Genomic DNA, 20,707 nt, shown 5'->3' with positions numbered 1-20,707 from the left:
CATTCCTCGCTTTTTGCTTCCTAAGCCCCTTCCAAAAAATCAACTGTTCTCGGCGGCCTTTATTCGCGCATCAAACCGAAACCCCTCACGCCCTACTATCTGTACCCGACGGAACTCCGGGTGACGGGCATTGAGGATATAGTTGAACTCCTGCGGTACAATGGACGAAGGCACGCGTAGCACGGCCGCACGGCGAGCCGCGTACCACGCCTCGCCCAATGGCTGGCACACGGCGTAGCGACTGGCCTGCTCCCAGTCGGGGGGCAGTTGGGTCAGGATGATTTCCTCGATCAGCAAATCATCGGGAATATCAATTACAAGCACGCTGAACTGGTCGTTGAGGCCTTCGCCGCCGCGATGCACTACGTTTTCGAGGCAAGCTAGGGCCCGACTGGCAGCGGTGTAGATAACAAAACGGTCTTGGTAGTTCCAACGCGCCCGACGGCCGGAGGCAAACAGGTCGTCGGCATACTTGGTGAGGCAGATGCGGTAGACGCGCACAGCTTAGCTCAGGTCGCCGTAAGCAATGCGTGTCAGCTCCTCCTCCACCAGATCGATACCGCCGCTGGTTTCGAGCAGGCGCAAGGGTACCTCCTGGTCGAGGCCGTGGGCAGGCTTATCGAGCCAGCGCAGAAAAGCCGCCGCTTCGCCGAACACCTCTACCCCAAGCTGGTAGAGCGCAATGATTTTCAGGGTTTTCTCGCTGGCCGTGGCGCTCAGCGGTTTGTTTTCTTGGGAGTAATTGCGCAGCGTTTTGGTCGACAAATCATACACCGCTTCGAGCTGACTAGCGGGCCAATGGTAGGCCTCGGCCACCTCAAAAACCGTAGCAGCCGGAATTCCCTTCCGGGCCGTCATCACCAGGGCAAAGGAATCCTGGCTGGTAAGTTTCCAGGCGGCCCACTTTGTAGTGCGGGGCTTCTGATTGGATGAACGGGCGGCGGTAGCAGTCATGGCGCAGAGAGAAATAATTCCCGAATATGGGAAATATTTCTTAGTAACGTGGAAATATTTCCCATAGTTTCCTACCCTTGTTTTGTTGGGCCTACCCGACCGTCATTCCGAGCTTGTAGAGGACTCTCACGTGCTGATGGGAGATAAGAATTACTAACACGCAAAATTCCTCGGCAAGCTCGGAATGACGGTCAGGTAGGTATTACGCAGATTCGCAAAGTCTCCCCGCCAAACACTTCACGCGCTGTTCACGGAGACGATAGCACCTTAGCTGCTGTAGTTCGGCGGTTCCGGCCCTCATCACCCAACTTCCTCCTGATGTCCTTACTCGTGCTTGTACGCCACGGCCAGTCCGTTTCCAACCTGCAAAACGTCTTCACGGGCAGCCTCGATGTAGCCCTGACGCCCAAAGGCGAACAGGAAGCCCAGGAAACCGCTACCAAGCTGCGTGGCTTCCACTTCGATACGGCGTTCTGCTCCGATATGCTTCGCGCCCGGCGTACCCTCGATATTATACTGCGCCAACTGGGCCAAGCCGATATCCCTACCCACTACAACGCGGCCCTGAACGAGCGCTACTATGGTAATCTACAAGGCCTTAACAAAGCCGACACCGTGCAGAAATATGGCGAGGAACAGGTAGATCAGTGGCGCCGCAGCTACGACGTGGCCCCGCCTGGCGGCGAGAGCCTGCACCAGACCCAGGACCGGGTAGTAGCCTACTATGAGCAGGCCATTGCGCCGTCGCTGCAACAAGGCCAGCACGTGCTGGTGGTAGCGCACGGCAACTCGTTGCGGGCGCTCCGCATGTACCTGGAGCACTTTTCGGCTGAGCACGTGAAGGGTCTGGAAATCCCGACCGGCGGCGCTCGCGTCTACGAGCTAGACAACGCGTTGCACATCAAAGAAATGAGCGATTTATAGATTCTAGTTGATCGTGTTAGCCTAAGCCAGCTACTGAACCCAGATTCCTCGATGCGCTCGGAATAACAGGTTACGGCTCCTACCCTACCACCGCCTGCAAGGGCACGGGGTGTAGAATCAGCCACACCAGTTCGCGCAGGATTTCGCCGTCGCTCATCGAGCCCGAGTCGATGCCTTTGCTCTGGCCGTCGGCGCGGCGGATGAGGTGGATGATGGCGCGGGTACGCTCGGGCGTGAACACCTTAAGGCCGGTTTGGTAGTCTTTGCGGGCAAAGGTGCTTTTCAGGCCCAGGCGCGTCCAGTCGGCATCGGTGGGGTTGGGCAACTGGTGCAAGGCCAGCAGGCGCGAGAAGTAGTTGAACAGCAGCGTGAGGTTGGGAATCAGCGGACTGGCTTTGGGGTTGGCCTCGAAATAGAGTAGGATGCGGTTGGCCTTCAGCACGTCGCGCCGGATAAGGGCGCTTTGCAGCTCGAAGATGTTGTATTCCTTGCTGATACCCACCATCTTCTGCACTAGGTCCTCGTCGATAGGCTGGCCGGCGGGTAGGTTCAGCATCATCTTGTCTACCTCGTTGATCAGCCGGCTCAGGTCGGTGCCGATGTACTCGGCTAGCATAGCCGTGGCCTGGGGCGCAATTTGCTGCCCCTTGCTGCGCACGTAGGCCGTGAGCCAAGCGGGCACCTGGTTGTCGTAGAGGCGGTTGCTGGTGAGCACGGCCGCCTTGGTATCCTTGGCCGCCAGCAGCTTGCCCAGCTTCTTGCGCGAGTCGAGCGTTTTGTGCTTGTAGCAGAGCACCAACACCGTGCTGGCCAACGGATTTTTGAGGTAGGCTTCCAGAAACGGCCACGCCTTTTCACTTTCCAGATCGGCTACGGCCTGCGCTTCTTTTACGATGACAACCGAGCGCTCAGCCATCATGGGGAAACGCCGTGCTTGGTTCAGAATGCCCGCCACATCGGTATCCTTCCCATACAGTATCACTTGGTTGAACCCTCGCTCGTGCTCAGCCAAGGCGGTCTGCTCGATGATATCGGCTACGTGGTCGATGTAGTACGGCTCCTCGCCCTGCAACACGTACACGGGCTGAAACTGCCGCTGGCGCAGCTGCGCAAGAAGTTCGTCGGCGGAGAAAGTCAAGGGTGAAATTGTGAAAGGTGAAGTGGTGCAGCGGTGGCGCACGAAAACGCGCCAACACAGCAACAGCAGACGATGCACTAGCAAAGGTACCATTGTGCTTTCTACCTTTGCGCTATTCGTTGCGGAGCGTTTGCGCTTCACAACTTCACAACTTCATAGCTTCACTCTTGAATTTAATAGAAGAACTACGCTGGCGCGGCATGTTTCATGATATGATGCCCGGCACCGAGGAGCACCTGAGCACCGGCCAGCCCGTGACGGGCTACATTGGATTCGATCCTACGGCGCCCTCGTTGCACATTGGCAACCTGGCTACTATTATGCTGCTGGTGCACTTGCAGCGTACCGGTCACCGCCCCGTGGCGCTGGTAGGCGGCGCCACCGGCATGATTGGCGACCCTTCGGGCAAATCAGCTGAGCGTAATCTGTTAGACGAGACCACCCTACGCGCCAACCAAGCCGGCATCCGGGCACAGTTAGAGAAGTTCCTCGACTTTTCGGAAGGCCCTACCGGTGCCCGCGTGGTGAATAACTACGACTGGTTCAAGGAAATTGGCTTCCTACAATTCCTGCGCGACGTGGGCAAGCACCTCACGGTGAACTACATGATGGCCAAGGATTCGGTGAAGCGCCGTATCAGCGGCAATGAGGAAAGTGGTGCCGAAGGCTTGAGCTACACCGAGTTCAGCTACCAACTGCTGCAAGGCTACGACTTTTTCCACCTCTACGAAACCCTGGGCACTACCCTGCAGATGGGCGCTTCGGACCAATGGGGCAACATCACGACGGGCACCGAGCTGATCCGGCGCCTTACCAATGGTGAAGGCAAGGCCTTTGCTCTCACCGGCCAGCTCATCACCAAGGCCGATGGCACCAAGTACGGCAAGAGCGAAACCGGCACGGTGTGGCTCGACCCCACCATGACCTCGCCCTACCAGTTCTACCAGTTCTTCCTAAACTCCGCCGATGCCGACGCGCCGCGTCTCATCCGCGTGTTTACGCTGCTGAGCCAGGAAGAAATTGAAGCCTTGGAAGCCGAGCACGCCCAGGCCCTGCACCTGCGGACCTTGCAAAAAGCTCTGGCCAAAGCCGTGACCATCCGGGTGCATTCCGAAGCGGCCTACGAAGCAGCCCTGGCTGCCTCGCAAGTCCTATTTGGCGGTGGCGATCTGCACTCCCTCGACGAGCCTACCCTGCTCGACGTTTTTGCTGGTGTACCCCACTTGGAGGTAGAGCGCGCCCAGCTCCCTACCCTCACAGCCACCGATTTGCTGAGCGTGGCTACCAACGGGCAGGTATTTTCTTCCAAGGGCGAGGCCCGCAAGATGATTCAGCAGGGCGGCGTGAGCCTGAACCGCCAGAAGGTAGGCGCCCCCGAGCAGCCCGCCACCGAGGCGCCATTGCTACTGGATAAATACCTGGTAGCCCAGAAAGGCAAGAAGAACTACTACCTTCTCAAAATCACGGATTAGGACGTTTTTTTCGGATTCGTCGGATTTTGTGGACGATTGTACGAGCGGTGTAGCTGACATGCTACAGGGTAGTACAGCTCATTTTTAGTCCATATTCATCTCAATGCAAAAGAGCCCGGCTTTTCAGCCGGGCTCTTTTGTTAATCGTCCACAAAATCTGACGAATCCAAAAAATTCGTCCTAATCCGTGATTACTTTTTCTTGGCTGGAGCGGCTTTCTTAGCGGCGGGAGCAGGAGCAGCTTTGGTTTCCGTAGCCGAGTTTTTGGCGTTCTGCACTTCTGTGCGGATTTCCTGGGCCAGGTTCTTTAGCTCCTGCATGCCTTTGCGCACGCGAGTACCAGCGGCCGAGTTTTGCTTGTCGTAGAACTTTTCGAAGTCGCCTTCCAGAGACATCACCAGGTCCTTCAATTTGCTGAAATTGCTCATTTGAGAGAGGTTTTAGGGGTGTGGAATATATTGATTGAACGGCCCTAATATACAGGGATTTCAAATACAAGCAACACCTCACTTTTTTTTCAAAAGGCCCTTTGGCGCCTCGCAAGGGCTTTTTCTTCTAATTTCCCTTCTTATTTACAGCATTCGCCGCCATCACACACATTAGATTAATGCAAAAAATTAGACCCTCAAATCAGCTGATTCGAGGGCCTAACTGCCTTAGCACAACCGTAGCAGAGGCTATTCGGCCGGAACTTGCGATTTCGAATAAAGGCCTTTATCCAGCTTTTCAGCCATGGCTTCGAATGCACGAATGGTTTCGTCTACATCGGCCAACGTGTGCATGGCCGTCGGAATCAGGCGTAGCATGATCACACCTTTGGGCACCACCGGATACACCACAATAGAGCAGAAAATACCGTAATTCTCTCGTAGATCGAAGGTTATCTGCGTTGCATCGGATATTTCACCGTTCAGGAACACGGGCGTTACCGGCGACTGTGTAGTGCCCAGGTTGAAGCCTTTGTCGCGCAATCCGGTTTGTAGAGCGCGTACCACGGTCCAGAGGTTGTCTTTCAGCTCGGGCTTGGTACGCAGCAGCTCCAGGCGCTTCAGCGCGCCTACAACTAGCGGCATGGGGAGCGATTTGGCAAAAATCTGGCTCCGCATGTTGTAGCGCAAATATTCAATTACCGTTTCCTCGCCACCCACGAAGGCGCCGATGCTGGCCATAGACTTCGCAAACGTCGAAAAATATAGGTCGATGCCTTCCTGTACGCCCTGTTCTTCGCCTGTACCGGCGCCCGTAGCGCCCATGGTACCGAAGCCGTGGGCATCATCTACGAACAGACGGAACTCATATTTTTCCTTCAGGGCAATGATTTCTTGCAGCTTGCCCATGTTGCCCGACATGCCAAATACGCCTTCGGTGATTACCAGAATGCCGCCACCGGTTTCGTCGGTCAAGCGTTTGGCACGCTCCAGCTGTTTTTCCAGGTTTTCGATGTTGTTGTGTGGGTATACAAAACGCTTCCCCTGGTGCAGGCGCACCCCATCAATAATGCAGGCGTGCGACTCGGCATCGTATACAATGGCGTCATGCCGGTTCACGATGGCGTCGATAATCGACACCACGCCCTGGTAGCCGAAGTTGAGCAGCATCACATCGGGCTTCTTGATGAAGTCGGCCAGCTCGCTCTCCAGCTGCTCGTGCAGGTTGGAGTTGCCGCTCATGATGCGCGCCCCCATAGGCAGAGCCATGCCGTACTGGGCGGCCCCATCCACGTCGGCCTGACGGACTTCGGGGTGGTTGGCTAGGCCCAGGTAGTTGTTCAGGCTCCAGGTGAGCACCTCCTTACCGCGAAAAATCATGCGGGGCTTGATTTCGCCTTCCAGTTTGGGAAATGTGAAATAGCCGTGCGCATAGTGCGAGTGGCTGCCCAGCGGGCCGCGGTTGGCGGCTATCTTGTTGAAAAGATCCACGAAGGAACAGGTTTAATGTGGGAAATACAGACGGGTAGTGCTAGTGCAGAACACGCCTAAGAAGACAAAGTTAACTAAAAAGCAAAAGTAGGGGCCCGCCCGGTGGCGTCCAACTGATTTCCGTCAGGTGCGCCTGCTTTTTTGGGTAGGCAGAAAAGCTGTTTCTTTGGTGTAAACTGCGCTCCTCCTCTGCTATCCTGAGCTTGCGAAGGACCTTATGCCAGCCAACGACTTATCCTGACGTGAGAAGGTCCTTCGCAAGCTCAGGATGACAGATACTTCTACTTCACTGCCCTCTACCCCACATGAAAGAAATCAAGAAGCTTTTGGTAGCCAACCGCGGCGAAATTGCCCTGCGCGTGCTGCGCTCAGCCAAGGAAATGGGCCTGCAAACCGTGGCTATCTACTCCGAAGCCGACCGCCACGCCCTGCACGTACGCTACGCCGATGAGGCAGTGTGCGTGGGCCCGCCTACCTCCGCCGAAAGCTACCTGCGCGGCGACAAGATTCTGGCCGTGTGCCGCGAGTTGGGCGTCGATGCCATTCACCCCGGCTATGGTTTCCTCAGTGAAAATGCCGCCTTTGCCCGCATGGTGCGAGAGGCAGGGTTGATTTTCGTGGGGCCGTCGCCGGAAGCCATAGAGATGATGGGCGACAAGCTTTCGGCTAAGCAAGCAGCCAAGGCCTATAATATTCCGCTGGTGCCGGGCACTGAAGAAGCCATTACCGACATGGCCGCCGCCCGGCAGATTGCCACGGAGGTAGGCTTTCCTATTCTGATTAAGGCGTCGGCCGGCGGGGGCGGCAAGGGCATGCGCGTGGTGAACTCGGCCGATGAATTCGCCGAGCAGATGCAGCTGGCTGTATCGGAGGCTACTTCGGCCTTTGGTGATGGCGCGGTGTTTATTGAGAAATACATTGGCGCGCCCCGCCACATCGAGATTCAGGTGCTGGGCGATGAGCACGGCAATATTGTGCATTTGTTTGAGCGCGAATGCTCCATTCAACGCCGCCACCAGAAGGTAATTGAAGAAGCGCCATCGTCGGTGCTCACGCCCGAACTGCGCGCCGCCATGGGTAGGACCGCCGTGGAAGTGGCCCGCGCCTGCCAGTATACCGGCGCCGGCACGGTGGAGTTTTTGCTCGATGAGCAGCACAACTTCTACTTCCTGGAAATGAATACCCGCTTGCAGGTAGAGCATCCTGTCACGGAGCTAATCACGGGCCTCGACTTGGTGAAAGAGCAAATCAAGGTAGCGCGGGGCGAGAAGCTGAGTTTCGAGCAGGACGACCTGCATATCACCGGCCACGCCCTGGAGTTGCGCGTGTACGCCGAAGATCCGCAGAACAACTTCCTCCCCGACATCGGCACGCTCACTACCTACGTGCGCCCGCAAGGTCCCGGCGTGCGCGTCGACGACGGCTTTGAGCAAGGCATGGACATTCCAATCTACTACGACCCAATGATTGCCAAGCTCATCACCTACGGCCACAACCGCCAGGAGGCCATCGAGCGAATGCTGCGCGCCATTGCGGAATACCAGATTACCGGCATCGCAACCACGCTAAAATTTGGCACCTATGTGCTGCAGCATCCCGCTTTTGTCTCGGGGGATTTTGACACCAACTTCATCCGCGACCATTTCCCTTCTGACGCCCTCACGCCCCCTACCCCCAATGAGGACACAGCCAAGGTAGCAGCCGTGCTAGCCGCCATGCTATTGGAAACCCGAAAGCCGCAGGCAGCTCCAGCAACTGAAGCAAGCAGCGCGGGAGTTTCGGGCTGGCGGCAAAATCGATTAGGCGGACGGTAGCACACTGCGTACCTATTGCTGTATCATCCTCATCTCATGTCGCGCTACGGAGATGCATGCCGTATTTAGTAGACAAGTAAATCAATACGTTTCTCTACCCTACCCTTATGACTACCTCACTGCCACACAATCTGTTTGTGCACCACGTGCTGTTTTACATGCCCGAAACAGCCACCGACGCTGACAAAGCGAAACTACTGGAAGGTCTCCATCTACTCCAGCAGATTCCGTCCGTCAAACTGGCGCACATTGGTACCCCAGCGGCCACCAATCGTGCCGTTATTGAGCGCAGCTACACCTATTCCTGGCTATGCTTCTTTGAGAATGCCGAGGCCGAAGCGGACTACCAGCAGCACCCACTACACGATAAGTTCCGGGAACAATATGCCCGTTACTGGGAGAAGGTAGTGATTTATGATTCGGTGGGATCAGCGCAGGGAGAACTATCGGAGAGCTAATCAAGCTATTACTGCTCGCTATACTGCTCAGTTCTGAGCGGTATGTGGGATAGAGATGACTACGTCATCTCTATCCCACATACCTAAATATAGCCAAGCCATTAATTAGTCGGGTAGGCGCTTCGCCACTCTGCCAGTAGAACCAGCAGCGTTGGGTCAGTAACAGGAATCTTGGGCAGCAGCAAACGGTGCCGTTGCGCTTGCAAATAGTCTAACAGCCAATAAAATTCCTCTGGCTCTGGCTCGGCAAACGCCATAGCCCACCCGGCAAACACCCGTTGCGACTGCACGGCACGGTATAAGGTCGTGATCTGCTGGTGCCGTGCGTCTTTTTGGATTTGTGCGTAAAGAGGCTCTACAACATCTTCACTTCCTTCCAAAAACTGAACGAAGTAGCCGTCGTGGTAAAAAAGCAGCCCTGTAATGCCGTGCTGCTGATTGTAGCTCCGCGCTTGTTCTAACAAATCAACTAGCTCTGCTTCGGAGAAGGATTGTCGTGCCCGGCTCCGATACACTAGCTGTAAAATAGGCGCTGCAGGTAGCTTATGCTGCGTAGTGGCAGTTGATGTTGTCGCAACCAAATATTCAGGCAACTCAGGAAGCGGCAATGCAGCTGTAGCAGCAGCCAAACGCAAGAGCGCGTGGTGACGCTGCGAAATAGTTAACGGTGATTCCACTCGACCATGTACGTAACCAGCACTGCGAAAGTGGTTTTCCCTCGTTTTTTCTTCCGCACAGTTACATCATATTGTCTCATTTTTAGATAGATACAGATAGAAAAAAGCCCTTAAACTCCTACCAAACAGAGTATGAGCAAGGGTCGGCACGGCTATCAGTGCGTGCTATATACTGTACAATAAGCCATCTGTTTCTGTTGGCCGGGGTGGGCGCTTACGGGCCGGCGCATTCTGGACGGGTAGTACTAGCACCGGCACGGGACTGTGCAAAAGCAGCTGCGCTGTCACGCTACGATGAAACAGCTCGCCCCAAACGCTGCGCGGCCGGGCCAGCACCACCAGCAAGTCGGCGCGCTGCTCTGCCACGGCCTGTAGAAGGCCCTGCGCGGGGCTCGCGTGGCAGATGTGGCTGGTCGAAACTCGCGGCAAATCACGCGTCAGTCCTGCGCCAGCAACCGTTTCGTAGGCTTGCGCCGCCGTGTGATGGGTTGCCGACTCGGTCACGTGTACCAGGGTAACGGGCGCGTGGAGGGCCGCCAGCACGTGACGTAGAGCGTCGCCGTGCTCGTCCACCCCAAATTCCCCGCCGTCGGCAGCAAGCAGTACGTGCCGCGGAGCTGTCATTTTGGTTGTAGCCGGCGGCACTACCAGCAGGGGGAAGCTGCTGCTACGCAACAGTTGCAAGGCAGTGGTCGTGGCCAATTCATCGGGTATGTTTTCTGCATCCGGACGACTGAGCACCACCAGCAGCGGGTGGTAGCGCCGTATAGCATCGGCTACCACATCCGGCAGCAGACCCTGGCCTACCTCGGCTAAGGCTGGCACAGGTAGTTGACGCACCAAGCTATGCAATGCCCGCATGGTTACCTCATAGCTCTCTCCAGAAAGCTTCCCTGTGAACCGCTCCGGGTCGAGTAGTGAATCACGATGCACGTGTAGTACAACCAGTTGCGCCTCCAACAGATGGGCAAAATTCACGGCTACTTTCAGCGACCGGTTGGCCCCTGCAGAAAAATCAGTTAGTACAAGCAGGGTAGGACACATGGCGATATGGACTAAGCGAATACGCATTTTTTTTCAACTGATTTACAGCCTGTTATGACTGCATCAGTGAATCCAACAAAACATTTATTCCAGCTGAATCTGGCTGACGCTATAGTCCTTCCCTTGAGGTAGTTGTGGACAGGTCCTACAGAGTAAGCGGCCTAAAGATTCTAGGATATCGGTTCGTTTTCACTGACGTAGATCATCTATTGACCTGACAATTATTAGTGAGGTTCGCTCAGTGTTGGTGAGACGCACATGTACTGGAAAATGATGACCGCAGTACAGGTCATAGCCAGCAACTACTTCACGGAATTCAGGATATATCCCGCGTTCACAAGAACCTACCCCATGTCACGTAGAAGCAGGATGGTAGTCAGCAGTATTGTAATCTGAAATTGATTGGCTGTTTGCTTAACAGCTAGAAGTTGCAACCTATTGGATTGTCAGGCTACTCCTGTGTAAGTAGTTACAGCTACTTACACGCAGTTGAACTGCGAAAGCCGAATAAAAGCAGCAACATATCCTTCCTTACTTCTTCAGAATAGCAAAAACTGAAGCCGTTTTGTGTATCCGCTAGTTGCATCTACCCTATATAATGAAAGCTATAAACCGTTTGCTCCTTCTCCTACTACTAAGTTCTTTCGCGCAAGGCTATGCGCAAACTACTGCCGACCAGGTGGCTTGCCTCAAAGAAAACGCAGTTGTAATCAGTAATGTAGAACCAAGCAATGAAGACTACACAGACTTAGCCCATTTGAAACAAAGCTTACAGGACATAACAATTGTCGGGTTAGGAGAGCAGAGCCATCACGATGGCAGCACCTTCAAGGCTAAGACTAGGCTCGTTAAATTTCTGCACCAGCAAATGGGCTTTCGCATCATTGCCTTTGAGAGCGGCTTTTATGATTGCTACAAGTCCTGGCAAGAAATACAGGCGGGCAAAACGGCCATAGATGCCGCCAGGAAGTCTATCTACCTCGCAACAGCCAACAAATAGAAAATCTACTCCTTAACGAGCTTTTTGCGTCTAAAAGTGAATTACCTGTAGCTTAGATTAAATCGCCTAGCTCCCGCACTCCCAGTGTCTGTTGCTTCGTGAATCCTTCCCCAAACTCTACCCCTATCATGTGGCCGAACTCGCGGGCACGGGCTTCCATAAACTTGCTAAACTCCAATGACGAGAGGTAGGTGCTGGGCGCATCCAAGTCGGGGTTGAAGAATTGCGTTTTATAGGCTAGGATAGACGCCCACTTTTTTTCCCAGTGCGGGGTGATGTCCACCACAAAATCAGGTACAATGGGGCGGTCCTGAATGAAATGGTATACATGTACAGGCCGCCACGCGGCCTGGGGCTGGCCAGCCTCGTCCAATGTTTCGATCATCCGCAAGCCAGCCAGAAAGCAGGCATCCGTGATAAGTTGAGCAGCGCGGCCGTGGTCGGGGTGGCGGTCCGTGATGGCATTGCACAGCACCACATCGGGCCGGTGGCGGCGCAACGCGGCTATAATGGGTAGCTGATGCTCCCGATCGTTGCGGAAAAAGCCGTCGGGTAGGCCCAGGTTTTCGCGCACCGATAGGCCCAGAATCTGGCTGGCCTCGGCGGCTTCGGCAGCCCGGGTTTCAGGCGTACCGCGCGTACCTAGCTCTCCGCGCGTGAGGTCTACAACTCCAATTTTCTTTCCTACCGCCGTAGCCGCCAGCAATGTGCCGGCACAAGACATTTCTACGTCGTCCGGATGGGCCGCAATGGCCAGAATATCAAGCTTCATTTTTCAGAATCTAGGGACCTAGAGGATTTTAAGGATGTACTCGGGATACAGCTTCTGGGATTAGTCTACCCAAAATCTTAAATCCTTATTCCCAAAGCCCCCAAGCCTATTTTATCCGCAGCGTACGGCCCGGACGAAGGATACCTATATTACCATTTAAACGACGTATCTGTGCCTGCGATACGCCATATTTCTGCGCAATTCCCGAAACCGTGTCACCCGACCGGATGCGGTGCGTAACCGTACGTCGGGCCGATGAGGCACCTCGGCTCCCGCTCCTACTCGACGAAGACCGGCTACTCAGCGCACGGCTATAGTAGTTGAACAGGGCCGAGGTGATCTGGAAATTATCACTCCACAGCTTATAGTCCGGGAAATCATACATCCGGGATGGGTCGATGGGGTTGCCCTCGTAACGCACCTCAAAGTGCAAGTGCGAGCCGGTGCTACGCCCCGTGCTACCACCCAGGCCAATTACCTCTCCGGCCTTTACAAAGGTACCCACAGGTAGGAGCGACTTACTCAGGTGACCATAGAGCGTTTCTACCCCGTTGTAGTGCCGCACCAGCAAGTAGTTGCCGTAGCCCGAGCCGTCCCACTTCGAAATGCGAATCACGCCGTCGAAAGCAGCGCGTACGGAGTCGCCGGTTTCCAGGTCCAGGTCTACCCCATAGTGCCAGCGGCCATTCCGGAACTTGAAGGCCGAGGTGATGGGCGTCGTTTCCAGCGGCATGCGGGCAAAGCGTTGCCGAGGCACGTCGGTGAGTTGCAGGTTGAGTGTATCCTTAATCCGGCGTCCATCCACCCGGTAGGGGTTGATGTTGCGCGTATCCCAGATAGCGTAGTAGCCCGCTACTTTAATCCAGGTGCTGTCAATCAACACTTCCTCCGACGTTTCCACAATCTGCTGCTCTCCTTCGTTCAGGGAGGTAGTATCCTCGTTGACGATGGAGAGCTTCTTGGCGGGGTTGAAGAGAATGGATTTGGCAGCCTCCGAATTTTCGTCGGGCAGGTCTTCCGTTTCGACCGTTACTTTGGTCTTCGGCGTAACTTTTTTGATGGTAGGCGATTTGATTTGGAAAAAATCACGCCGCTTCGTAGTGCTGGTTTTGGGTTTGGTTGTCCGTCGACGTTGCGCCAACCCTTGTTCGGGCAACGCAAGCAGAAACACTGCCAGCACCGGCCACAACCAGGTTTTTATCAGATGAAGCAAGAGAAAACAATGAAATGGTGAAAATAGTGAGATAGTGAAATGGTGAGATAGAGAGTCTGACGTTCTATTTGCTCAAAACCTAGCAGTAGGCTGTCAAACTCACTATCTCACCATTTCACTATCTCACCGTTTAATGTAGCCCCAAAGCAGCTAGGTAACGTTCAGCGTCGAGGGCAGCCATACAACCCGTGCCAGCAGCCGTCACGGCCTGACGGTAGGTAAAATCCTGCACGTCGCCGCAGGCAAATACACCGTCCACGTTGGTTTTGCTAGTGCCAGGAATGGTTTTCAGGTATCCCTGTTCGTCGTGGTGCAGGTAGGGCTGAAAAATCTTAGAATTCGGTTCGTGTCCAATAGCAACGAAAAAACCCTGTACTGTAATATCCCGGCACTCGTGGGTGAGTAAGTTTTTTACGCGCACGCCTTCCACGGCGTGTTCGCCCAGCACCTCATCCGTTACAGTGTCAAACAACACCTCAATCTTGGGGTTGTCAAGCACGCGTTGCTGCATGATCTTGGAAGCACGCATTTCGCCTTTCCGTACAATCATGTACACCTTGCTAGCCAGATTGGCTAGGTAAGTAGCTTCTTCGGCCGCCGTGTCGCCAGCACCCACAATAGCCACCTCCATATTGCGGTAGAAGAAACCGTCGCACACAGCGCAGGCCGATACGCCCGAGCCATTCAAGCGAGCTTCCGACTCCAGCCCCAGCCACTTAGCCGAAGCACCAGTAGCAATAATCACCGCATCAGCTGTGAGTTCTTTGTTTTCGTCGATGGTGATTTTGTGCGGATGGCTTGAAAAGTCCACCGCCGTTGCCAAACCATAGCGGATATCCGTACCGAAACGCGCCGCCTGTTTCTTCAAATCCTCCATCATCGACGGCCCCATCACCCCATCAGGGTAGCCAGGGAAATTTTCCACATCGTTGGTAATCGTGAGCTGGCCACCGGGTTGCAAGCCCTGGTACATAACGGGTTGCATGTTGGCGCGGGCAGCATAAATAGCCGCTGTATAGCCGGCCGGCCCCGAGCCGATAATCAGACACTTTATGTGTTCAGCAGTAGTAGTCATTGTGCTGGTGAAAGCAGTGTGAAAGACAAAGGTAAGCGTAGCCAAAAACTTCGGCTGCGACTGGTCTACCAGACGGAAGAAAACCAACAAAACCGGTACTGAGGTTTAGTCAGTTCTTCGCCTTAGGGGTAGAACGGCAATAAAAAACCCCAACAACTGGGCTGGGGTTTTTCGGGTAGAAATAAAAAACGCTTACCCCAGGTAGGGCTTCAGCGCTTTAGAGCGGGACGTGTGACGCAAACGGCGGATAGCCTTCTCCTTAATCTGGCGTACTCGCTCGCGGGTGAGGTTGAATTTCTCGCCAATCTCTTCCAGCGTGAGCGAATGCTCACCGTTCAAACCAAAGTAAAGTGTAATAACGTCGGCTTCGCGCTTGGTGAGGGTAGAGAGAGCACGCTGCACTTCCTTGCGCAACGAGTCGTTCATTAGGCCCGTATCTGGCGATTCTTCGTCCTCGTTTTCGAGCACGTCGAGCAGACGGTTCTCTTCACCTTGCACAAACGGCGCATCTACAGACACGTGACGACCCGAGATTTTCAGGGTGTCCACTACCTCGGAAGTTGTCAGTTCCAGTACTTCGGCGATTTCCTCCGGCGAGGGCTCCCGTTCGAACTTCTGCTCCAGTTCCGAGAACGACTTGCTGATTTTATTCAGCGAGCCTACCCGGTTCAGGGGCAAACGCACAATACGCGACTGCTCGGCCAGGGCCTGTAGAATGGATTGGCGAATCCACCATACGGCGTAAGAAATAAATTTGAAGCCGCGCGTTTCATCGAAGCGCTTGGCGGCTTTAATCAAACCGAGGTTTCCCTCGTTGATCAAGTCACCTAGCGAAAGACCTTGGTTTTGGTATTGCTTGGCCACCGACACCACGAAGCGCAGGTTAGCTTTGGTCAGCTTTTCCAGCGCTTGCTGGTCGCCTTCCTTGATGCGTTGCGCCAGCGTCACCTCCTCGTCGGGAGTGAGCAGATCTACCTTACCAATCTCCTGGAGGTATTTATCCAGCGACTGGCTTTCGCGGTTAGTAATCTGCTTGCTGATTTTTAGCTGTCTCATTGCAGGCGCTAAAGAATTGTATTTCTAAAAGTTGAATAGCAGCTTCCTTTTGTGGGAGCCGGACATTGATTAGCAACAGTCCAACCCCCACGAAAGTTCGTACGTCGTCTGCTGTGCTTAGTTGGCCGAAGCAGCTTGCTCCGGTTTCGGCAGCAATACTTTGCGCGACAAGCGGTACTTACCGGTCTTTTTGTCGATGTCCAGCAGCTTCACGTCTATCTCCTGCCCTACTTCCAGTACGCCTTCCAGCGAAGCCAGTCGCTCGTGAGCTACCTCCGAAATATGCAGCAGACCGTCTTTGCCCGGCATAATCTCCACGAAAGCACCATAGGGCTGAATGCTGCGCACTTTGCCTTTGTAGGTTTCGCCTACCTCAGGCTGGGCCGCAATGGCCCGGATGCGCGAAATAGCAGCTTCCATATCCTCTTGGTTGGAAGCGAAAATGCTCACGTGGCCTTTTTCGTCCTTCTCCTCGATAATAACCGTAGCGTTGGTATCCTTCTGAATCTGCTGGATAACCTTGCCGCCAGGTCCGATAACTGCACCGATGAACTCTTTATCGATGAGCATTTTGTGCGAACGGGGCGTATGGGGTTTCAGCTCCTCAGCCGGTGCTGAGATGGTCTTTGCCATTTCCCGCAGGATGTGCAAACGGCCCTCGCGCGCCTGGTGCAGTGCCTTGGTCAGGATTTCGTTGCTTAGACCTTGAATTTTAATATCCATCTGGCAAGCCACGATACCCTTCTCGGTACCGGTCACTTTGAAGTCCATATCACCGAGGTGGTCCTCATCGCCCAAGATATCCGAAAGCACAGCGTATTCGCCGGTTTCTTTGTCCTGCACAAGACCCATGGCAATACCCGAAACAGCCGAGCGAATCTTGATACCGGCATCCATCAGTGCTAGCGAAGCCGCGCATACCGTCGCCATCGACGACGAGCCGTTCGACTCCAGTATGTCCGACACGATGCGGATGGTGTAGGGATTCTCTTCTTCCGGCGGCAGCACCTTCTTAATGGAGCGCATGGCCAGGTTGCCGTGCCCTACCTCCCGACGGCCGGGGCCGCGGTTAGGCTTCACCTCACCAGTCGAGAAGGCTGGGAAGTTGTAGTGCAGCATAAACTTACTGTAGCCGGACTGCATCGCCGAGTCAATAATCTGCTCGTCGAGCTTGGTGCCGAGGGCTACTGTAGTTAGCGACTGGGTTTCGCCACGCGTGAACAGCGACGAGCCGTGGGCGCCAGGCAGGTAGTTCACCTCCGACCAAATCGGACGGATTTCTGTCAGCTTGCGGCCGTCCAAGCGGGTGCCTTCCTTGATCATCATGTCACGGATGGCTTTCTTCTCCGCAGAGGAGTAGTAGCGACCAAACTGCTTCATATCCAGCTCGGGCTGTTCAGCCACCAGTTGCTGTAGAAACTGGTCCTTTACGCCACCAAAACCTTTTTTGCGACCAGCTTTGCTAGCATCGCCCAGCTTGGCCACATTATAAGCCAGATCGTAAATACCCTGAGTAATACGGGTTTTCAGATCTTCGTTCTCATCATATTTAGGATACTCTCGCTTGGTGTGCGACTTTTCTACCGCTACAGCCAGTTCCTGCTGCACGCGCACCTGCTCTTTGATGGCCTCGTGCGCATAAGCAATGGCTTCCACCATCTCTTCCTCGCTCACTTCATCCATTTCACCTTCTACCATTGCCACCGAGTCGGCCGTTGCGCCTACGATGAGGTCAATGTCAGCACGAGCAATGTCAGCTGTTAGTGGGTTGATCTGAAGCTTGCCATCAATACGAGCTACGCGTACTTCTGAAATCGGTCCAGCAAACGGGATATCTGAAATTGACAGAGCCGCCGAAGCCGCTAAAGCTGCCAGCGCATCCGGCTGCACGTCCTTATCAGCCGAAATCAGCGAAATCATCATCTGCACTTCGTAGTGATAATCCTTGGGGAACATCGGCCGCAAAATGCGGTCTACAAGGCGGCAAACCAATACTTCGTAATCTGAAAGGCGGCCTTCGCGGCGCTGAAACGAGCCGGGAATTTTACCAGCACCACCGAATTTTTCCTGATAATCAACCGACAACGGCAGGAAGTCTACCCCATCGCGCTGCGAGGGTTGCGACACCACCGTAGCCAGCAACATGGCATCCCCGAGGCGAACGACAACGGCCCCGTCGGCAAACTTGGCTAGTTTGCCAGTTTCAATCGAAATCTGCCGACCATCCGGCAGGGTAATATATTTTGTAACCGCGTTGTAATTGGGCATTTTGTGTGGTTGGAGATGAGATGGGAGAAGTGAGATAGGAGCCTTCTATTGGAGTACAACACCAAACCGCGGGGTTTTGTCCCGTTTTCTGGTGTGCCCGGCCACTATCTCCCGCCAGGCAAAAAAAAGAGTAGGGAACCCTTGTAACAGGGCTCCCTACTCTCGGCAGCGGGGCTTACTTACGGATACCCAGCTCCTTGATGATAGCACGGTAGCGGTTGATTTCGCGGTGCTGCAGGTAGTCCAACAGGCGGCGACGCTTACCTACCAGCTTCAGCAGACCCAAGCGGGTCGAGTAGTCCTTCTTGTTCACCTTCAGGTGCTCAGTCAGGTGCGTGATGCGGTGGGTGAAGAGTGCAATTTGCGATTCAGCCGAACCGGTATCGGTGGCAGTTTTCTGCAGGCTATTTTTCTCAAAAATGGCCTGTTTAGTTTCGGTTGTAAGTTTCATCGGCAGATAGGTTTCCCCGTCTTTGATTTAAAGGGTAAAAAAGAATTTTCAGTCACTCCGCATTTCGGAGTGGCCGCAAAGGTACGGCTTTATTCCGGATGCTGAAAATATAAATTGCCGAAATAGGGCAAAACATAGGCTGTTCTGCGTTTGCTAAGCTTGTGCGCGGCGGGCCAAAAAGGCCCGGTTGCGCACCAAGTTGCGAAACTGCTCGGTAGGTACCCAGCGTACAATACGCCGCCAGAAATCACCTTCCAGCAATCCAGAATCGTTACGAGCCTGATAAAGGAAAAACAGGCCTACTGGCAGAAGCGTCAAGTCGGCCAGCCACATACCCAGCGGTACCGTCAGAATCATTTCACGGGCATATTTCTCGCCCATAATGGATACAACGTAGTAGATGATAAAGAACAGAATGGCAATGAGCAGCGGAACACCCAAACCACCTTTTTTAATAATAGCACCTAGCGGCGCACCAATCAGGAACATTAGCAGTATAGCCGCCGACTGCGTGTATTTACGGTAAATCTCGATCCGAAACATGCTGGTGTCGCGGGCCAGAGTAGTCAAACGCTCGGCGTTGCTGCCTATAAAGGCCCGCACGTTACGCGCCCGGTTACTAGCCTGCTGCATCATGCCCACGCTCAAAGCAGGAAGGCGCTCATCGGACACCTTCCAGTCCGCTAAACGCCGGTTAGCAGCTTGGCCTGTAGTGTCAAAGCGGGCATAAGAGTAATAAGGATTCAGCTGCGTGACCATCAGACGCCGTTCTACGTTCAGGCGCTGGTGGAGGGAGTCGCTATGGGCAATTAGCTGTGGGATGTTCTTCATCATCTTATTCTCCGCGAAGTACTCCTCATTGGTGCGGTCTAGGCCGAAAGAGGCCAGAGAGAACAGCAGTTGATTGCGGTCAAAACTCTGCCGGGTGAAGCTGGCGCCAGCGCGGTTGTGCTGGTCAGGCTTCTCTATGTACGAAGTACCCCGAAATAGCTCCAGACTTAGGTATTGCCCATCAAAGCGCGTCGTCATGCGTCCCGAGTCGGCCAGAATCATGGCAGAACTGCCCGCACGGCCGCTGTGGTCGTAAATCATTACGCCCTTCAAAATATCTCCGTTCTCGCCCTGCTTTTCGTTTACCTTAATGGTGTATCCTGGAATGCCAGTGTAAAAGATATTTTCCCGAATATCCAGCGCCAGCTTCTGCTGACGCACATCCCACAGCAGGCTGTACGCTTTGAGGTTGGCTTTTGGAATGATGGTCTCATTGTACCAAAAAGCTCCAACGCTCAATAACAAGCTTAAGATGAAGATTGGCCGCAGAATGCGCGTGAGGGAAATTCCCGATGTCTTAATAGCCGTCAACTCATGGTGCTCCCCTAGAGTACCAAACGTCATCAACGAGGAAAGCAACACAGCCAGTGGTAGCGAAATCGGCACCATCAGCACGCTGAAGAAGAATAAGAGTTGGGCAATAACACCCGCACCTAAGTCTTTCCCGATGATATCATCGAGATACTTCAGCATGTATTGCGTCAGAAAAATAAACTCGACTACCGCAAAGGTGAGAAAGAATGGCCCGGCAAAGGCTTTCAGAATGAGCTTATCTAGTTTTTTCATACGCAACTGGTGCCGCCACCGTGAGGCAGCACCACAGTAAAGGAGGCAAAAAAGAACGCGAAGATACAGCGCGCTATTGTGGCAACGGTGCCTACCCCCCTACTTGTTCCCGCAGCGTCAGGATGAGATTATCCCACATTTCCTGCAATTCTATTTCATCCGTCTCTTCGGAGTAATCTACCACCCGCAGAAAAACTTCTTGCGTAAGCTCCGACGATTCAATAGAGAAATCTAGGTAGCTGGCATCTGGAACAGAACGCTTCTGATCGTTCAGAAATACAAAGCGCACCGACTTATTGGTGCGGTGCGAGCTGATTTCGGCATAATGACTCTGGTTGTCCCAGATGAAGTTGAGCCGGTGGTCGGGGTCGATTTTCACATCCTGGCAGAACCAGCGGGCCAGGCCAGAAGCAGAAGCCAGATAAGGGTATAAAATCTTTGGCGACGCGTTGATGGGGTACTCCACCGTGAACCGGTGTTTGGAACGGGTAGCGGAAAGCGGCATAAACGTAATGGAAACAAATAAGCCCCTGCTAACTACAACTGCTAGCAGAAACAGCCAATATACACATAATTTTTTACCCTAGATGTTGTGCTAATTCAAATTTCATTTCTACATTTGCACCACCAAACAGGGCGGGGTAGCTCAGTTGGTTAGAGCACAGGATTCATAACCCTGAGGTCACGAGTTCAACTCTCGTCCCCGCTACAGAAAAAAGGCCTTCCGATTGCAGGAAGGCCTTTTTCGTTGTATTCTACACTTCCCTGATTTCTACCAATTTATCGTTACCAGATAGGTGGGTTATAAATGCAAAGAGCGCCTGACCACTAATGATCAGGCGCTCTTCATGTTGT

At 54.0% G+C, this 20,707-nt stretch carries 19 protein-coding genes, 1 tRNA gene and 1 pseudogene; 6 read left to right on the top strand and 15 right to left on the bottom strand.

Annotated features, from left to right (window positions below):
• Positions 1-39: 39 nt before the first annotated feature.
• Both F1C16_RS07085 and F1C16_RS07080 read right to left on the bottom strand, forming a co-directional pair.
• Positions 40-501, bottom strand: coding sequence for an RES family NAD+ phosphorylase (locus F1C16_RS07085; protein ID WP_185283635.1), 462 nt, complete (start codon positions 499-501; stop codon positions 40-42).
• Positions 502-504: 3 nt separating this feature from the next.
• Positions 505-954 (bottom strand): antitoxin Xre/MbcA/ParS toxin-binding domain-containing protein, encoded by a 450-nt coding sequence (locus tag F1C16_RS07080; RefSeq protein ID WP_185283634.1) that lies wholly within the window; start codon positions 952-954, stop codon positions 505-507.
• Between the two features lie 318 nt (positions 955-1,272).
• Between F1C16_RS07080 and F1C16_RS07075 the strand changes: the two genes are divergently transcribed.
• Positions 1,273-1,878: a 2,3-diphosphoglycerate-dependent phosphoglycerate mutase gene (locus F1C16_RS07075; RefSeq protein ID WP_185283633.1), complete on the top strand. Its 606-nt coding sequence runs from the start codon at positions 1,273-1,275 to the stop codon at positions 1,876-1,878.
• Between the two features lie 79 nt (positions 1,879-1,957).
• On the opposite strand, the gene holA is transcribed toward F1C16_RS07075, so the two are convergent.
• On the bottom strand, positions 1,958-3,016 hold the full coding sequence (holA, locus tag F1C16_RS07070; RefSeq protein ID WP_246601858.1) for a DNA polymerase III subunit delta: 1,059 nt from the start codon (positions 3,014-3,016) through the stop codon (positions 1,958-1,960).
• A gap of 167 nt (positions 3,017-3,183) precedes the next feature.
• On the opposite strand from holA, the gene tyrS reads away from it, so the two are divergent.
• A complete protein-coding gene (gene tyrS, locus F1C16_RS07065; RefSeq protein WP_185283631.1) occupies positions 3,184-4,488 on the top strand; it encodes a tyrosine--tRNA ligase in 1,305 nt (434 codons plus the stop codon).
• Between the two features lie 254 nt (positions 4,489-4,742).
• Here the strand turns inward: tyrS and F1C16_RS07060 are convergent.
• Positions 4,743-4,916: pseudogene (locus tag F1C16_RS07060) on the bottom strand (histone H1); the annotation flags it as partial.
• Between the two features lie 249 nt (positions 4,917-5,165).
• A complete protein-coding gene (locus tag F1C16_RS07055) occupies positions 5,166-6,407 on the bottom strand; it encodes a pyridoxal phosphate-dependent aminotransferase family protein (RefSeq protein WP_185283629.1) in 1,242 nt (413 codons plus the stop codon).
• A 305-nt stretch (positions 6,408-6,712) separates the two neighbouring features.
• Here F1C16_RS07055 and accC point away from each other — a divergent pair, with 305 nt between their 5' ends.
• Both accC and F1C16_RS07045 read left to right on the top strand, forming a co-directional pair.
• Positions 6,713-8,221: an acetyl-CoA carboxylase biotin carboxylase subunit gene (gene accC, locus F1C16_RS07050; protein WP_185283628.1), complete on the top strand. Its 1,509-nt coding sequence runs from the start codon at positions 6,713-6,715 to the stop codon at positions 8,219-8,221.
• A 107-nt stretch (positions 8,222-8,328) separates the two neighbouring features.
• Positions 8,329-8,679, top strand: coding sequence for a Dabb family protein (locus F1C16_RS07045; protein ID WP_185283627.1), 351 nt, complete (start codon positions 8,329-8,331; stop codon positions 8,677-8,679).
• A gap of 101 nt (positions 8,680-8,780) precedes the next feature.
• Here F1C16_RS07045 and F1C16_RS07040 read toward each other — a convergent pair whose 3' ends face one another.
• Complete coding sequence (locus F1C16_RS07040) at positions 8,781-9,314, bottom strand: BLUF domain-containing protein (protein ID WP_185283626.1); 534 nt, start codon at positions 9,312-9,314, stop codon at positions 8,781-8,783.
• A gap of 207 nt (positions 9,315-9,521) precedes the next feature.
• Positions 9,522-10,400 (bottom strand): universal stress protein, encoded by an 879-nt coding sequence (locus tag F1C16_RS07035; protein ID WP_185283625.1) that lies wholly within the window; start codon positions 10,398-10,400, stop codon positions 9,522-9,524.
• A gap of 598 nt (positions 10,401-10,998) precedes the next feature.
• Between F1C16_RS07035 and F1C16_RS07030 the strand changes: the two genes are divergently transcribed.
• Positions 10,999-11,400: a hypothetical protein gene (locus F1C16_RS07030; protein WP_185283624.1), complete on the top strand. Its 402-nt coding sequence runs from the start codon at positions 10,999-11,001 to the stop codon at positions 11,398-11,400.
• Positions 11,401-11,452: 52 nt separating this feature from the next.
• On the opposite strand, the gene bshB1 is transcribed toward F1C16_RS07030, so the two are convergent.
• The 8 genes from bshB1 to F1C16_RS06990 all read right to left on the bottom strand — a co-directional run bounded on the left by bshB1 (position 11,453) and on the right by F1C16_RS06990 (position 20,357).
• On the bottom strand, positions 11,453-12,172 hold the full coding sequence (gene bshB1 / locus F1C16_RS07025) for a bacillithiol biosynthesis deacetylase BshB1 (RefSeq protein ID WP_185283623.1): 720 nt from the start codon (positions 12,170-12,172) through the stop codon (positions 11,453-11,455).
• 106 nt (positions 12,173-12,278) lie between these two features.
• Positions 12,279-13,385 carry a M23 family metallopeptidase gene (locus tag F1C16_RS23200; RefSeq protein ID WP_281421349.1) on the bottom strand — a complete coding sequence of 369 codons (1,107 nt, stop codon included), beginning with the start codon at positions 13,383-13,385 and terminating at the stop codon, positions 12,279-12,281.
• Between the two features lie 130 nt (positions 13,386-13,515).
• Complete coding sequence (gene trxB, locus F1C16_RS07015) at positions 13,516-14,460, bottom strand: thioredoxin-disulfide reductase (protein WP_185283622.1); 945 nt, start codon at positions 14,458-14,460, stop codon at positions 13,516-13,518.
• Between the two features lie 192 nt (positions 14,461-14,652).
• On the bottom strand, positions 14,653-15,516 hold the full coding sequence (locus tag F1C16_RS07010) for an RNA polymerase sigma factor RpoD/SigA (RefSeq protein WP_022823752.1): 864 nt from the start codon (positions 15,514-15,516) through the stop codon (positions 14,653-14,655).
• 117 nt (positions 15,517-15,633) lie between these two features.
• Entirely contained in the window at positions 15,634-17,784 is a 2,151-nt protein-coding gene (pnp, locus tag F1C16_RS07005) for a polyribonucleotide nucleotidyltransferase (protein WP_185283621.1), read from the bottom strand.
• A gap of 175 nt (positions 17,785-17,959) precedes the next feature.
• A complete protein-coding gene (rpsO, locus tag F1C16_RS07000) occupies positions 17,960-18,235 on the bottom strand; it encodes a 30S ribosomal protein S15 (protein WP_185283620.1) in 276 nt (91 codons plus the stop codon).
• A gap of 153 nt (positions 18,236-18,388) precedes the next feature.
• The gene (locus tag F1C16_RS06995) at positions 18,389-19,852 is read right to left on the bottom strand and encodes an LptF/LptG family permease (protein WP_185283619.1); all 1,464 of its coding nucleotides are present in this window, start codon (positions 19,850-19,852) and stop codon (positions 18,389-18,391) included.
• 91 nt (positions 19,853-19,943) lie between these two features.
• Entirely contained in the window at positions 19,944-20,357 is a 414-nt protein-coding gene (locus F1C16_RS06990) for an START-like domain-containing protein (RefSeq protein ID WP_185283618.1), read from the bottom strand.
• Positions 20,358-20,487: 130 nt separating this feature from the next.
• On the opposite strand from F1C16_RS06990, the gene F1C16_RS06985 reads away from it, so the two are divergent.
• Positions 20,488-20,561: transfer RNA gene (locus F1C16_RS06985), tRNA-Met, on the top strand.
• Positions 20,562-20,707 lie beyond the last annotated feature (146 nt).

The organism is Hymenobacter sp. NBH84, assembly GCF_014217645.1.
Classification (GTDB): domain Bacteria; phylum Bacteroidota; class Bacteroidia; order Cytophagales; family Hymenobacteraceae; genus Hymenobacter; species Hymenobacter profundi.
Note: the sequence above shows the minus strand (reverse complement) of the source record. Positions and strands in the feature narration are given on the sequence as shown.

Excerpts from the sequence above, each read along its gene's own strand:
- F1C16_RS07080 (WP_185283634.1), bottom strand. The coding sequence starts at position 954 with ATGACTGCTACCGCCGCCCGTTCATCCAATCAGAAGCCCCGCACTACA.
- F1C16_RS07075 (WP_185283633.1), top strand. The coding sequence starts at position 1,273 with ATGTCCTTACTCGTGCTTGTACGCCACGGCCAGTCCGTTTCCAACCTG.
- accC (WP_185283628.1), top strand. The coding sequence starts at position 6,713 with ATGAAAGAAATCAAGAAGCTTTTGGTAGCCAACCGCGGCGAAATTGCC.
- F1C16_RS07045 (WP_185283627.1), top strand. The coding sequence starts at position 8,329 with ATGACTACCTCACTGCCACACAATCTGTTTGTGCACCACGTGCTGTTT.
- F1C16_RS07035 (WP_185283625.1), bottom strand. The coding sequence starts at position 10,400 with ATGTGTCCTACCCTGCTTGTACTAACTGATTTTTCTGCAGGGGCCAAC.
- F1C16_RS07030 (WP_185283624.1), top strand. The coding sequence starts at position 10,999 with ATGAAAGCTATAAACCGTTTGCTCCTTCTCCTACTACTAAGTTCTTTC.
- bshB1 (WP_185283623.1), bottom strand. The coding sequence starts at position 12,172 with ATGAAGCTTGATATTCTGGCCATTGCGGCCCATCCGGACGACGTAGAA.
- trxB (WP_185283622.1), bottom strand. The coding sequence starts at position 14,460 with ATGACTACTACTGCTGAACACATAAAGTGTCTGATTATCGGCTCGGGG.
- F1C16_RS07010 (WP_022823752.1), bottom strand. The coding sequence starts at position 15,516 with ATGAGACAGCTAAAAATCAGCAAGCAGATTACTAACCGCGAAAGCCAG.
- pnp (WP_185283621.1), bottom strand. The coding sequence starts at position 17,784 with ATGCCCAATTACAACGCGGTTACAAAATATATTACCCTGCCGGATGGT.
- rpsO (WP_185283620.1), bottom strand. The coding sequence starts at position 18,235 with ATGAAACTTACAACCGAAACTAAACAGGCCATTTTTGAGAAAAATAGC.
- F1C16_RS06995 (WP_185283619.1), bottom strand. The coding sequence starts at position 19,852 with ATGAAAAAACTAGATAAGCTCATTCTGAAAGCCTTTGCCGGGCCATTC.
- F1C16_RS06990 (WP_185283618.1), bottom strand. The coding sequence starts at position 20,357 with ATGCCGCTTTCCGCTACCCGTTCCAAACACCGGTTCACGGTGGAGTAC.